We start from the raw sequence: 13,838 nt of genomic DNA on the forward strand, positions 1-13,838 counted from the left end.
TCAAAGCCCTTAATCGGGCGGCAACTTTTTTCAGGACTCTAGTAATGCGAGGCGGACCCGCTCGAATCCCATGTCTGGTTGCTGCGCTCGTGCTCGTCGGCGAGCGCTGGTTCTGATCATGCCTCTCGTTGACGGTCAGCCGCTTCGTATCCTGCACGCCACGCGCGCGCCTGTCGGCGGCATTTTCCGCCATATCCTCGATCTCGCCAACGGCCAGGCCGACCGCGGCCATCACGTCGGCATCATCGCCGACAGCCTCACCGGCGGCGAACGCGCCGAGCAGGCGCTGGCGGAAATCGCTCCCAAGCTCAAGCTCGGCGTTCACCGCACAGCCATTCGCCGCGAGCCGTTACCGAGTGATCTTTTGGTGTGGGCCCGATTCCAGCGCATGATCCGCCAACTGAAGCCCGACGTGCTGCACGGTCACGGCGCCAAGGCCGGCGCCTTCATGCGTTTGCGGACCGCTTCCCGCGACCGGATCCGGGTCTACACGCCGCATGGTGGCTCGCTGCATTATCCGCTGGCGACGCTGAAGGGCAGCATCTATGCCCGTGTCGAACGCGCGCTGATGAACGATACCGACCTCTTCCTGTTCGAAAGCGCGTTCGCGCGCGACACCTATCAGCGCACCATCGGCATGCCGAAGGGACTGGTGCGCTGCGTGTTCAACGGCGTCACCGCCACTGAATTCGACGCGGTTGTGAAGGCCGAGGACGCCACCGACCTGATCTATGTCGGCGAGTTCCGGCATATCAAGGGCGCCGACCTCCTGATCGACGCGGTGGCACGGCTGCGCGCCGGCGGCCGTCCGGTGACGCTCACGCTCGCCGGCGACGGCGAGGAAAGCGAAAGCCTCAAGGCCCAGGTGGAACAGCTCGGCCTCGGCGACGCCGTGCGGTTCATCGGCCACGTCAAGGCGCGCTACGGCTTCTCCAAGGGCTCGCTGCTGGTGGTTCCCTCCCGCGGGGATTCAATGCCCTATGTCGTCATCGAGGCGGCGGCCGCAGGCATTCCGATGGTTGCCGCCAATATCGGCGGCATCCCCGAGATTTTCGGCGCGCATGGCGATGCCTTGTTCGCCCCCAGCAACGCTGCCGCCATGGCCGACGCGATCGAAACCGCGCTGAGAGATCCGGCCGCGGCGAAGGAGCGGGCCAAATCGCTGCGCGAACGAATCTTCCAGCATTTTTCGCAGAAGGCGATGGTCGAGGGCGTCTTTGCCGGCTACCGCGACGCGTTTGCCAATCGTTAACCCTTCCTTACCAACGTAACCGTTTCTTCCGATTTGTCCCGTAAGCCATAAGTGCGGGGAATTCCGCACCGGCAGGCACGTTCCCATGTGCATGCTCCAGAACGGACGTGGACCAGTGGAACCGATTAACGCACGCTCGATGTTCGACTCCGCGGCAACGGCCGCGATGACCGCCACCGCCGATCGGCCCCCGGTTGAACGGCGCCGCAGGCTTACCCCGGCCGCTATTGCCGTCAGCAACCAGAAAGTCGGCCGCGCCTATTCGCCGATTGTGATCGCAGGCGCGGTTCGCGTCATCGACTTCGCGATGCTGAGCGCGCTCGGCGTCGCCCTGTATTACGGGTATGTCGTCCCCCTCCGCGGCTTTTCCTGGGAATTTCTCGCGGCGATCTTCGGCGTAGCCGCAACCGCCGTGATCTGCTTCCAGGCCGCCGATATCTACCAGGTGCAGCTCTTCCGCGGTCATCTTCGCCAGATGACCCGGATGGCTTCATCCTGGGCGTTCGTGTTCCTGCTGTTCATCGGCGCATCCTTCATCGTCAAGCTCGGCAGCGAAATTTCGCGGCTCTGGCTCACGGCGTTTTTCTTCAGCGGCCTCGCGGTGCTGGTGACCGGGCGCGTGATCCTGCGCTCGTTGGTGCGTAGCTGGGCCCGCCAGGGCCGGCTCGATCGCCGCACCATCATCGTGGGAGCCGACCAGAACGGCGAAGAGCTCTTACAGGCGCTTAAGACCCAGGATGATTCCGATATCAAGGTGCTCGGCGTGTTCGACGACCGCAACGACGACCGCGCGATGGATACCTGCGCCGGCAGCCCCAAGCTCGGCAAGGTCGACGACATCGTCGAATTGGCGCGCCGCACCCGCATCGACCTCGTGCTGTTCGCGCTGCCGATCTCGGCCGAGACGCGCATTCTGGAGATGCTGAAGAAGCTGTGGGTGCTGCCGGTCGATATCCGGCTTTCGGCCCATACCAACAAGCTGCGCTTCCGTCCCCGCTCCTATTCCTATCTCGGCGAGGTACCCACCCTCGACGTGTTCGAAGCGCCGATCACCGACTGGGATCTGGTGATGAAGTGGCTATTCGACCACGTCGTCGGCCTCGTGATCCTGGTGCTGGCGCTGCCGGTGATGGGATTGGTTGCGCTTGCGGTCAAGCTCGACAGCCCCGGGCCGGTGCTATTCCGCCAGAAACGATTCGGCTTCAACAACGAGCGCATCGACGTGCTCAAGTTTCGCTCGATGTACCACCATCAGGCCGATCCGACCGCCTCCAAGGTCGTAACCAAAAATGATCCCCGCGTCACCCGCGTCGGGCGCTTCATCCGCAAGACCAGCCTCGACGAACTGCCGCAACTCTTCAACGTGGTGTTCAAGAGCAACCTCTCCCTGGTCGGCCCCCGCCCCCATGCTGTTCAAGGCAAGTTTCAGAGCCGGCTGTTCGACGAAGCCGTCGACGGCTATTTCGCGCGCCACCGCGTCAAGCCCGGGATCACCGGCTGGGCGCAGATCAACGGCTGGCGCGGCGAAGTCGATACCGACGAGAAGATCCAGAAGCGTGTCGAGTTCGATCTCTATTACATCGAGAACTGGTCGGTGCTGTTCGACCTCTACATTCTCTTGAATACGCCGCTGGCGCTGATGACCAAGAGCGAGAACGCGTATTGAGTTGAAAAGCCCGCACGTCATTGCGAGCGAAGCGAAGCAATCCATAGCGCAACGCTGGGAAAAATGGATTGCTTCGCTGCGCTCGCAATGACGGAAGTAGTGGCTGCATTGTTCTGTTGCGTTGCGTGAGTGTGTAATGGCGTATGCGGCGACAGCCGGGGGATCGCTCCCATCGACGATGGCCGCGCCCGGCGTGCTCGCCTTGCAGCGCGCGATGGTGTGGCTGGTCGGCGCGTCCGGCGCCATCGTTTTCATCGAACCCAGCCCTTACGAATTGGCCACGCTTGCAGCCTGTGTGATCTTCTTCGCGACGGGGTTACGGATGCGGCTGGTGTTTGTGCCGCTGCTATTGCTGCTGTTCCTGATCAATATCGGCTACAGCATCAGTGCGGTCGCCGTGATGGACCGGCCCAATGTGCCGAACTGGATCGCGACCTCCTGGTACATGGCGGTCACGGTCATCTTCTTCGCAATGGTCATCTCCGAGGACACCACCGCGCGGCTCGACATGCTCCGGCGCGGCCTCGTCGTCGGCGCATTGATCGCGGCGCTCGCCGGAATCGCTGGTTACTTCAATCTCGTCCCCGGCGGACGCGACCTGCTGACGCTGTACGACCGCGCCCGCGGCACCTTCAAGGACCCGAACGTATTCGGTGCGTTCCTGATCCTGCCGGCGCTGCTCGCGCTGCAAAGCGTCGTCTCGGACAAGTTCGGCAAATCGCTCCGCAGCGCGGTCGCGTTCGGCATCATATCGCTGGCGATCCTGCTGGCATTCTCACGCGCCGCGTGGGGCATGCTCGTCATTACCTCCGCCGTCATGCTGGCGCTGATGGTGCTGACCAGCCGATCGCAGTCGCAGCGCTCGCGCATCATCGTCATGGCGCTGGTTGTGGTGGTGCTCGCAGCCGCGCTGGTCGCGGTACTGCTGTCGTTCGATTCGATCTCGCAGCTGTTCAAGCAGCGCGCCAGTTTCGACCAGAGCTATGATGAGGGCCGTTTCGGCCGCTTCGGCCGGCATATCCTCGGTGCGGAGATGGCGCTCGGGCTGCCACTCGGCATCGGGCCGCTGCAATTCAACCGCTTCTTTCCGGAAGACACCCATAACTCCTATCTAAACGCGTTCATGTCGGGTGGCTGGCTCTCCGGCGTCTGCTATCCGGCGCTGATCTTCGTCACCGTGCTGACGAGCTTCCGCTACGTCTTTGTCCGCGTGCCCTGGCAGCCGACCTATCTGGCCATCTTCGCAGCTTTCCTCGGCACGGTCGGCGAGAGTTTCATCATCGATACCGACCACTGGCGGCACTTCTGGATGATGCTGGGCACAATGTGGGGCATGTTCGTCGCCGCCGAACGCTGGAAGGCCGGCGCCAATCCCGCGCTCATGGTGCCCGCGAAGGCTTCCTAGGTCCGCTTGCCCTTTTTGGCGGGCTTCTTCTTGGGCGCATCGACCATCGACTTGAGCTCTTCGGTCGCCGCCAGCAACGTCTCGTAGCCCTTCGTGGCAAATCCCACCAGCAGTCGCAGTTCGGCGTCTGAATAGGTCTCCCAGAGTTTGACCATGCCGCGCTGCATGTGTTCGTAGAAGCGCCCCACCCTGACGACGTTCTCCGGGATGGTCGCGATGAACACCTTGCGGCGATCGTCTGGATCGCGCTCGCGGCGGACCATGCCCGCCTTCTCCAGCCGATCGACGACGCCGGTGATGGCCCCAGTGGTCAGCCCTGTGACCTCCGCCAGCCGCCCTGCGGTCACCCGGCCTTCCAGATTGAGAAAGTCGAGACATTCAAGGTCGGAGCCCGAAATCCCGACGGTATTGGCCACCGTTTGCCCAAAGATCGTCCCCTGCGCGGACCCGCGCCGCAGCGCGTTCTCGAGTTCCTGCATCAGCGCAGCCCGCGCCTTCGCTCTTGACAAGCCAACCTCAATATCTTAGTCGATATACATCTTAGTTACTAAGATAATTAGCAACTATACATTCCTACCACCTCGCGGGCGCATGGAGCAAGGCATGAGCGGACGACCGAAAGCGCTGGTCATCGGTGGCGGCATCGCTGGTCCCGTGACGGCAATCTTCCTGAAGAGGGCAGGCATCGATGCCGAACTATTCGAAGCCTGGCCCTACTCGACCGGGATCGGCGGCGGCCTGCAGATCGCACCTAACGGCATGCATGTGCTGGCCGAGATCGGCTTGGCCGACGAGATGATCCGGCGCGGATCGATCGCAGAATCCTTCGATTTCCATTCACAATCCGGCGCGCGCCTCGGCTCCATGAACCAGAATATGCGGCAGCGTTTCGGCCAACCCGCGGTGAACATGTGCCGCGCAACCCTGAACGAGGCGCTCATCGACAGGGCCTGGTGCGAGAGCGTCGAGCTGCGGTTCGAGAAACGGCTGGTCTCTATCGAGGACCGCGCCGACAAGCCCGTCGTCGCGCATTTCGCCGACGGCTCCTTTGCCGAGGGTGATTTCGTGATCGGCGCTGATGGCGTGCATTCCGCGGTGCGTGCCCATGTGATCCCGGATGGCCCAAAGCCGTTCGACACCGGTCTGATCGGCTTCGGCGGCTTCGTGCCGAGATCGTTGCTCGACGATGTGCCGACCGGCCAACGCGTGGTGACGACGTTCGGACAAAGCGGCTTCTTCGGCTATGGCCTTTGCAGCTCCGATGAAAACGATGGCGTGATGTGGTGGAGCACGCAGCCTTCGCACGGCACCGACGCAGCAACCTTTCGCGCCATGAGTCTGGACGCGATCAAGCGGCATCTCCTCGACTTCCATAAGGGCTGGCACGATCCGATCCCGCGGATTCTGGAAGCGGCCGAGAATATCGTGGTGACGGCGACGCTCGATGTCGCGACCCTGCCGACCTGGTCGCTCCAGCGCACGCTTCTGATCGGCGATGCCGCGCACGCCACCAGCCCGCATGCCGGCCAGGGCGCTTCGCTGGCGCTCGAAGACGCCATGCGGCTCGGCCGCATGATGCAGGACCGGCAGGAGTTCGCGCTGACCTTCCAGAACTTCGAGGCCGAACGCCGTCCGCGCGCGGAACGTGTCGTCGCGCTCGCCCGCCGCAACGGCAACAGCAAGCGCGAGTTCAGCGCCACCGGCGCCTGGATCCGCGACCGCATGCTGAAGCTGCTGCTTCCACTCTCGGCCAAGGGAATGGACTGGATGTACGCTTATGATCCGCGTGCGGCGGAACCGTCGCGCCGGGCGGCGGCGTAACTGTGTAGGGTGGGCAAAGGCGCTTTTGCGCCGTGCCCACCATCTATCCACGATCGCTACCTCGAATGGTGGGCACGCTCCGCTTTGCCCACCCTACGATTCTGCGACTACTGCTCTACCGTGAACGTCAACCCGGCATGATCGACGAGACGCTTGATCAGCTTGTGCTGCATCGCCGCCCCCGGCGTCCAGATTCCCGCTGGCACGTCAGGCGCGTCGCGCAGCAGGCAGATCGCGCATTCCGAGATCATCTTTGACGTCGAGCCGTAGCCGGGATCGCGATCGCCCTTCACCGCCGCACGGACCTGACGGCCATCGGGGCCGATGGCGACGTAGAGCAGATCATAGAGGCCGTTCTCTCGCTCTTCCTTCGACGGCCCTTCGCCTGGCTTGGGCGCACCGGGACCGGTTTTTTCGCTGTTTGCAGCCATCACCAGCTTGGCGTTGGCTTCGCCCTTCTCACCAGCACCCGTCAGCACCATTTCGTCGTAGACGAACTCCTTCCCGTACGGAAAGCCCATCAGCATGTTCGAGCGATGGATGTTACGGGTGTTGATGAGCGCCATCATGAACGGCGCTGCCCAGGACTGCAGGTCTTCCTCGTAGGCCGGCTTGCTGCCCGGCGGCTGTTTCGGCCCCTTGAACCCGGGGGTCAGCGCGAACGGATCCTTGAGGGTCGCGACGAGGCTGAGATCCTTGGCGACCGCATCGAACGTCGCTTTGGCGCTCGCGGCGGTGCCGCCGGACAGGGTGCCGCGCATGTCGCGCACGCGTCCCTTGACGCGCAAAGCCGGCGTGCCGAACATCCGCTTGGCTTCCTCCTGCACAAAGAAGGCGCCTAGTTCGAACGGCACCGAGTCGAACCCGCACGAAAACACGATGCGCGCGCCGCTCGCTTTCGCTGCTGCTTCGTGCTTGTCGATCATCTCCCGCATCCACAGCGGCTCGCCGCAGAGATCGAAATAGTCGGTGCCCGAGGCCACGCAGGCCGCAAGCAGCTCGTTGCCGTAAAACTGATACGGGCCAACCGTGCTGATCACGGACTTCGTCTGATCCACCATCGCCTTCAGCGAAGCCGGATCGCTGGCATCGGCCACAAGGAGCGGCGTATCGGCAGGCGCGCCGATCGCGTCGCGGACGGAAGCGAGCTTGTCCTTGCTGCGGCCGGCCATAGCCCATTTCAGATTGGCGTCGCCCTTGTATTGCGCGGCGAGATATTCGGCGACGAGCTGGCCGGTGAAGCCGGTGGCGCCGTAGACGACGATGTCGAATTTCGACGAAGACATACTCGATTCCTTTTTCTCGTCATTGCCTACAACAAACGCGAAGCGTTTGTGCAAGAGAGCGCAGCGAAGCAATCCATTCTATCCCGACGTAGAGGCATGGATTGCTTCGCTTCGCTCGCAATGACGGCTTCGGCTGCAATTCGCAAGCCTATTTCTTCGCGTATGACACGCCCATGCCGGCGCGCACGTCCGCCTGGATACCATAGGGCGCGATCGGGTAACGCAGGCCGTTCTTTGCCAATTGCTTCATGCCGACAATGGCCTTGGCAAGATGCTCCGGCTTGAGCGCCATCAGCATCTCCTCATCGGGCACGCCGCCGTAGCGCCGCTCGGCAAAGCACGGCAGCGAGAGCGACGGCTCACCGGTCTTGAGCGCCCTGCCCCAGGAATCCGCGCACGCGGTCTCGCCGACAACGCCCCATTCGAATTTCTTGTAGCCGGTATATTGCAGGCCGTTGATGAGAATGATCATCTGCCCGGGCGTGGCGTAGACCAGACAAATATCCGGCGGATTGAGCCGGCCGCTGGTAAGCGGGCTCACCGCCATCGCCTGGTACCGACCGAAAGGCACGACATCGAGCGCCTCCTGACGCTTGCGCGCGTCCTCGGCCGTGCCATGCCAGACCCCGACATAGTTTTCGCCGGCGAGAAACTTTTCGTCCTGTGGCGCCAGCCCGATCACCGCGCGGCACTGCGCGCCGACGAGATCGTCACCGGTGATGCCGACGGTCCAGCCGAGCCGCGAGGCCATGCTGACGATCTGGTCGGTGGTATGCACCGCAGAGGGACGGCGGATCTTCGGGATCGCGGTCATCTCCTCGGCGCGGGCAAACATCTTGATACCGATCACGGTCGTCTTCAGGCGAAGCAGACTGTTCAGATCGGCCACCATGCCGGCCAAATCGAGCGCTTCCGGTGCCGTCTGCTGTTGCATGGCGTAACCTCCCAAATCGGCGCGCTGAACAGCGCCTTGCCTGATTGTAACCCGGCTCGATGGGGGTTGCGACCTCTTACTTCGGCGCCGGACCCGGCACCAACTCGTCGATCTTGCCGGTGAGCCGATATGCGATGAGGCCCATCCATTCGCGCAACGCAAGGTCGGTCCGTCCGAGCCCTTCGACGGCAACGTTTGAAAACGCCATCAGGTCATCGCGGCCGCCGACTCGCCAATCGACGGGATAGGGCTCTACCGCAAATCCCGCTTTTCGGAACAAGCCGACCGATCGCGGCATGTGAAAGGCCGAGGTCACCAGCAGCCATCGTTCGCCTTCTTTCGGCTTGACCAGCGCCTTGGAGAATTCGGCGTTCTCCTGCGTGTTGCGCGATTGCCGTTCCATGATCAGCCGCGATTTGTCGACGCCGAGGCTTTCGAAGATAGCGCCGGCGAAATCGGCTTCCCTGGCATCGTTCGAGACGAGGTTCGCGCTACCGCCGGAAAAAACCACGCGCGCGTTCGGATATCGCCTCGCCAGCGCGGCGGCAACAATGATCCGGTCCGGCGCGCCTCGAACCACCGGCGTTCCATGCGCCACGGAGAGATCGGCTTCGATCGACGCCCCCAGCACGATGATGCCATCAGGCGCACCGCGCGCGGCGTCCCATGACGGAAAGCGCTGCTCCAGGGGATACAGCAAAGCTTTTCCGATTGGCGACAGCCCACAGATCACGAGAAGCAGCACGGCCGCTATCACGAGCTTGCGGCCGAGTGATGCAAAGCGCGTCACCATCAGAATGGCGCCGACGAACCCGACAGCGATCAGGAAATTCGTCGGCAACAGCAGGTAGCCGATCGTTTTGGACAGGACAAAAAACAAGGGAAGCCTCTGACAATGTCTGGTACAGCGTCATACGACGCCATTGCAGCAACCAAAAGCCTCCTCATGCCCCATCATCACCTGCATTCCAGCCCCGAAACCTGCCACTGGGGCTTCTTCGAAGCGAAATTGAAGCCGGTCCTGACCATCGCCAGCGGCGATGAGGTCACCATCGACACCGTGACCGGCGGTCCGGACGTCGTGCCTGACCGAGCCAAGTTTCACATACCTCCCGAGCTTGCCGACATTCACGCGCGGAGCGAGCGCATGGTGCCAGGCCACATTCTCACCGGCCCTGTTGCTGTGGCCGGCGCCGAGCCCGGCGACGTGCTGGAGGTCGACATTCTCGACGTGCAGCTCCGGCAGGACTGGGGCTACAATCTGATCCGCCCGCTATCGGGTACCCTGCCCGACGATTTTCACGAGACGCGGATCCTGAACATTCCGCTCGATCGTGAACGCATGGTGGGCCGGATGCCATGGGGCCTCGATCTGCCGCTTAAGCCGTTCTTCGGCGTGATGGGCGTGGCGCCGCCGCCCGCCTGGGGCCGCATTACCTCGCTGATCCCGCGAGCGATGGGCGGCAACCTCGACAACAAGGAACTGGGCGCCGGCGGCAAACTGTATCTGCCGGTGTTCGTGCCGGGCGCGCTGTTCTCCTGTGGCGACGGCCACGGTGTGCAGGGCGATGGCGAAGTCTGCGTCACCGCAATCGAGACCGCGCTGCAGGGCCGCTTCCGCCTGACCTTGCGCAAGGACCTGCAGCTCACCTATCCGCGCGCGGAAACGCCTGATCATTACATGACGATGGCGATGGATCCCGATCTCGATCAATGCGTGGTGCGCGCGTTGCGCGACATGATCGCGTTGCTGGGCGAAAAGCGCAATTTGTCGCGTGAGGACGCCTACACACTTTGCAGCCTCGCCGCCGATTTGCGGGTGACGCAAACCGTCAACGGCTCCAAGGGCATTCACTGCATGATCGCGAAGACGGTCGTGCACGGCTGACGCCGTCTTTAAAACTCCGAACGCAACTGCAACCTGGCGTGAAAGACAACGCTGGTCTTTCCGACCAGTGCTGTTCCATTCACTTCCGCTGCGTTGGCGGAATAGGCGCCCGTAAAGCCGCAGGTGACTTCACGCCCGCCAAACAGCGGCCGGCTGCCGACCGACTTCGTGTGCTCGTTGGTGATCAATTCGCCGCGCCATTTGCCGCGATCGGCGCGATAGGAGCCCGTGTAATAGAAATATGAGTCACCGCCGGCGATCTTCCCGTCGTGCAGCACGATCACGCCGTTGGCGCGGCCGTGCCCGCCGTCCGTCATCTCGATCTGAATGGTGTAGAGACCGTTCGTTACCGTCATTGCGCCCCTTGCCATCGTCCAGGGACATCATCGGCATTCCCGGTAGCGCGAGGCAATCAAGAAATGGACGCGCGGCTGGATCGTTTCGCCGCGCCCGCGAGCGCTGCCGAGCCCCAGCGGGGGCTCCGTTCAACCGGCGCGCAGCCAGTCCACAGACCCAGCCCCGGATTTTTAACCGCTTTTTCAAATGGATAGGAAGCTATCCACAAGCCGTTTGACTCATGTGTGCAAAACTAAATAGAGTCGAAATAGTAACTTTTCAGTACATCGTTTAAAAGTTAGCGTTCTCCATGGCTACAGAAAAAGCCGAAACCGACCGCGTTCCCGTTACGTTGGCGCTCTCGACCATCAATTATCTCGAAAGACTGGTGAGACAGGGCACCCACGGCACCAGCGTTCCCGGCGTCGCAAGGACTTTGATCGAGGAAGGCATTCGGCTCGCCATCAAGGACGGGCTGCTTGCGATCCGCGACAACGGAAAGGCGTCCTGACGGGAGTTTTCGGAACGCGGCGGTTCACACAGAATGTGGAACCGAGAAACATGCTTACGCATCTACCGACCTGGACTACCGATCGCGTCGAACTCCTGAAGAGCCATTTTGAGGCCGGCCTGACCTGCCGCGAGATCGCAGCCAGCATCGGCGTCAGCCGCAACGCGGTGATCGGCAAACTTGCCCGCCTCCAGTTGACACGCGGCCCGGCCCGTGCCGAACCGCGCCCGGCCAAGGCCGCCCGAGAGCGCTCCAGGAAATCCATTCCCAGGCTGCAGTATCAGATCCTGCAGGCCGTCTACGAAAACGCGCAGCCGCTCCAGGAAGAGCCGATCGCAAGCGACTATCGCTGCTCGCTGTTCGAACTCAGCGACAAACGGTGCCGCTGGCCGATCAGCACGCCCGGCGCCGAGGATTTCTGCTTTTGCGGCAACACGCCGGTTGAAGGCATGCCCTATTGCTCGGGCCACCACCGCCTCGCCTATCGTCCGGGCTCGCGCCAGCGCGTCGTGCGCGGACAAGCCAACCGGTTCGCGTGAAGAAAACGCTTTAACACAAAGAGAAGCTGTCGGTTCTGATTCCATCAGAACCGACAGGTCCTAGCCGAGCCGCCAGCCGACCTCCTCCGTAAAGCTCTTGTAGAACTCCGGCGTGTAGGCCTTTTCCGGGGCCTGCCGCACCCGCTCGTCGAGCTTGTGGGCGTCGTCGCCGACGAGAATCCGCCAGCGCTCGGCCTTGACGCCGTCGAGGATGATCTTTGCCGCGGCCGCCGCCGTGGTGGGTGCTTCCTCGCGGAAAGTACGCGCGCGGTCGAGCGCGATCTGCTGGATATCGGCGTCCGACATCGGCGCGGTGTCGATGCCCATGCCCTTCAGGCGCTGCCGCGTCGCCAGGATTTCATTAGGGCTCAACTCCTCGGATTCCGATCCGCTCTGGATCTTGCGCGAGTTGGAAACGATCGACGTGCCGATATGCCCGGGCATCACGACGGAGCATTTGATGTGCGGCGCGTTGAGCCGCAGATCCGTCATCAGCGCTTCGGTAAACCCTTTCACCGCGAACTTGGCGGCGCTGTAGGCAGTGTGCGACGCGCCCAATCCCACGGACGCCCAGAAGCCGTTGACGCTCGATGTGTTGACGATATGGGCCTCGTCCGCCTTCATCATCAGCGGCAGGAAGGTACGAACGCCGAGATAGACGCCGCCCCAGCAGATGTTGAAGGTGCGCTCCCATTGCTCGCGCGTGTTGGTGAACAGGCTGCCGCCGCCGCCGATGCCGGCGTTGTTGAACAGTAGATGGATCTTGTCGGTCGCCTGCTGCTCGATCAACTCATCGCGAAAACGCTGGAGATGAGCCTCGATCGAGACATCGGCGACATGCGTGGTGACGCGCAGCCCCTGCGGCAGCTTTTCCGCCTCGCACATGCGCTTGGTCTCGGCCATCGCTTCCAGGGAAACGTCACACATCGCGACATTGCAGCCTTCGGCCACGAGTTGGCGCGCGAGTTCGCGGCCCATTCCCGTGCCGCCCCCGGTGATCACGGCAAACTTTCCGGCAAAATCCTTCATTGAGATCGTTACCTCGGTTTTCGATTTTTGAGTTCGGGCCCTCATGGCAATGGAGCCCGTGCGAACAGGACAGTAGCAGGTGGGAATCGCGGGTAAAGCGCAGCGACGTTTCGTCCGGCGGAATTACTCCGCCGCTTCGGTTTGACGGTTCGACGCGCTCAGTGCTTCCAGCGCCTTCCGGATGGCGGCCTGTTGCGCGGGCGATGCTTCCGGCATCGGTGCGCGAGAGAATGTCGTAGGCAGGCCCTGCAGCGACTGTGCGTAGCGCGTGCACGCCGGCAGATTGTCGGAGACGATGGCGTTCCACAGCGTCAGCAGCTTCTGGTGCAGCTCCAGCGCGCGAACATGGTTTCCCGCCTTGACCGCGTTCCAGAGTTCGACGGAAGCATGCGGCGCGGCGCTGAGGATCGCCGCGATCGATCCATGCGCGCCGAGCGCGTAGGACGGATACATCAGCGCATCGACGGCGCTGTAGATCAATTTGTCCGGCGCCATCATCATGAGATCGGCAAACAGTTTCAAATCGCCCGCGCTCTGCTTGACACCGATGACCAGCGGCACCTCGTTCATGATCCGCGTCAACAGCGCCGGTGAGAGATAGGACCACGGCACCACATTGTAGATGACGATGGGCATGCCGGTTTCGTCGGCCATGCAGCGGAAGTGATCGACCATCGCCTGCTCGTCCGGCTTGAACAGGTAATGCACCGGCGTCACCTGCAACGCGGCGACATTCATGTCGCGCACCAGCTTGCCGCGGCGGATCGCGTCGCGGGTGGAATCGACGATGATGCCGGCAATCACGGGCGCGCGCCCTTTCGCGGCTTCCACCGTCGCCGCCACCAGGTCGCGATACTCTTCGTGGTCGAGCGTATGTCCCTCGCCGGTCGAGCCGCCGGCCGCCATGCCGTGGCTGCCGGCACCGATCAGCCAGTCGACCTGGGCTGCAACCTGTTTGAGGTCGATCTCGCCGTCTTTCCGGAACGGCGTGGTCATCGGCGGTATCACGCCGGTGGGACGTGCTTTCATGGGCTGGCCCTCGCGTTTCCATCCGCTGTATGCGGGTGTATCCCCTTGGTTCACAGAACAAGTGCAACACCTGCTATGGTGTTGTTGCGATGGGACAATGTTATTGCCAGCTCAGCCTTGAAGAGCGGATCGAGATTTATCG

General features: G+C 62.7%; 14 protein-coding genes. 7 read left to right on the forward strand and 7 right to left on the reverse strand.

Translation table 11 applies throughout. The features are described 5' to 3' along the window. Window positions 1–118 precede the first annotated feature (118 nt). From IVB22_RS01055 to IVB22_RS01065, 3 genes are all read left to right on the forward strand, one after another. Window positions 119–1,252 carry a glycosyltransferase family 4 protein gene (locus IVB22_RS01055; RefSeq protein WP_247515475.1) on the forward strand — a complete coding sequence of 378 codons (1,134 nt, stop codon included), beginning with the start codon at window positions 119–121 and terminating at the stop codon, window positions 1,250–1,252. A gap of 139 nt (window positions 1,253–1,391) precedes the next feature. After that, window positions 1,392–2,918 (forward strand): undecaprenyl-phosphate glucose phosphotransferase, encoded by a 1,527-nt coding sequence (locus tag IVB22_RS01060; RefSeq protein ID WP_247515496.1) that lies wholly within the window; start codon window positions 1,392–1,394, stop codon window positions 2,916–2,918. A gap of 136 nt (window positions 2,919–3,054) precedes the next feature. After that, a complete protein-coding gene (locus IVB22_RS01065; RefSeq protein WP_247515476.1) occupies window positions 3,055–4,323 on the forward strand; it encodes an O-antigen ligase in 1,269 nt (422 codons plus the stop codon). On the opposite strand, the gene IVB22_RS01070 is transcribed toward IVB22_RS01065, so the two are convergent. Further along, window positions 4,320–4,802 (reverse strand): MarR family winged helix-turn-helix transcriptional regulator, encoded by a 483-nt coding sequence (locus tag IVB22_RS01070; RefSeq protein ID WP_247515497.1) that lies wholly within the window; start codon window positions 4,800–4,802, stop codon window positions 4,320–4,322. The genes IVB22_RS01065 and IVB22_RS01070 overlap by 4 nt on opposite strands. 124 nt (window positions 4,803–4,926) lie before the next feature. On the opposite strand from IVB22_RS01070, the gene IVB22_RS01075 reads away from it, so the two are divergent. Beyond that, window positions 4,927–6,144: an NAD(P)/FAD-dependent oxidoreductase gene (locus IVB22_RS01075; RefSeq protein WP_247515477.1), complete on the forward strand. Its 1,218-nt coding sequence runs from the start codon at window positions 4,927–4,929 to the stop codon at window positions 6,142–6,144. A 107-nt stretch (window positions 6,145–6,251) separates the two neighbouring features. Here the strand turns inward: IVB22_RS01075 and IVB22_RS01080 are convergent, their stop codons facing one another. From IVB22_RS01080 to IVB22_RS01090, 3 genes are all read right to left on the reverse strand, one after another. Next, window positions 6,252–7,430: a trans-acting enoyl reductase family protein gene (locus IVB22_RS01080; RefSeq protein ID WP_247515478.1), complete on the reverse strand. Its 1,179-nt coding sequence runs from the start codon at window positions 7,428–7,430 to the stop codon at window positions 6,252–6,254. Between the two features lie 148 nt (window positions 7,431–7,578). Then, a complete protein-coding gene (locus IVB22_RS01085) occupies window positions 7,579–8,364 on the reverse strand; it encodes a DUF169 domain-containing protein (RefSeq protein ID WP_247515479.1) in 786 nt (261 codons plus the stop codon). A gap of 76 nt (window positions 8,365–8,440) precedes the next feature. Further along, entirely contained in the window at window positions 8,441–9,244 is an 804-nt protein-coding gene (locus tag IVB22_RS01090) for a YdcF family protein (protein ID WP_247515480.1), read from the reverse strand. Between the two features lie 66 nt (window positions 9,245–9,310). Here IVB22_RS01090 and IVB22_RS01095 point away from each other — a divergent pair, with 66 nt between their 5' ends. Further along, window positions 9,311–10,252, forward strand: coding sequence for an acetamidase/formamidase family protein (locus IVB22_RS01095; RefSeq protein WP_247515481.1), 942 nt, complete (start codon window positions 9,311–9,313; stop codon window positions 10,250–10,252). 8 nt (window positions 10,253–10,260) lie between these two features. Here the strand turns inward: IVB22_RS01095 and IVB22_RS01100 are convergent, their stop codons facing one another. Next, window positions 10,261–10,608, reverse strand: coding sequence for a GrlR family regulatory protein (locus IVB22_RS01100; protein ID WP_247515482.1), 348 nt, complete (start codon window positions 10,606–10,608; stop codon window positions 10,261–10,263). A 290-nt stretch (window positions 10,609–10,898) separates the two neighbouring features. Here IVB22_RS01100 and IVB22_RS01105 point away from each other — a divergent pair, with 290 nt between their 5' ends. Then, complete coding sequence (locus tag IVB22_RS01105) at window positions 10,899–11,099, forward strand: hypothetical protein (RefSeq protein WP_057839093.1); 201 nt, start codon at window positions 10,899–10,901, stop codon at window positions 11,097–11,099. Between the two features lie 50 nt (window positions 11,100–11,149). Then, complete coding sequence (locus IVB22_RS01110; protein ID WP_247515483.1) at window positions 11,150–11,638, forward strand: GcrA family cell cycle regulator; 489 nt, start codon at window positions 11,150–11,152, stop codon at window positions 11,636–11,638. Between the two features lie 60 nt (window positions 11,639–11,698). Here IVB22_RS01110 and IVB22_RS01115 read toward each other — a convergent pair whose 3' ends face one another. Together IVB22_RS01115 and IVB22_RS01120 are read right to left on the reverse strand one after the other, a co-directional pair. Continuing rightward, a complete protein-coding gene (locus IVB22_RS01115) occupies window positions 11,699–12,667 on the reverse strand; it encodes an SDR family oxidoreductase (protein ID WP_247515484.1) in 969 nt (322 codons plus the stop codon). Between the two features lie 123 nt (window positions 12,668–12,790). Continuing rightward, window positions 12,791–13,696, reverse strand: a complete 906-nt coding sequence (locus IVB22_RS01120; RefSeq protein ID WP_247515485.1) for a dihydrodipicolinate synthase family protein — start codon at window positions 13,694–13,696, stop codon at window positions 12,791–12,793. Window positions 13,697–13,838: the final 142 nt, after the last annotated feature.

The sequence above is a fragment of the Bradyrhizobium sp. 190 genome (assembly GCF_023073415.1).
Classification (GTDB): Bacteria; Pseudomonadota; Alphaproteobacteria; order Rhizobiales; family Xanthobacteraceae; genus Bradyrhizobium.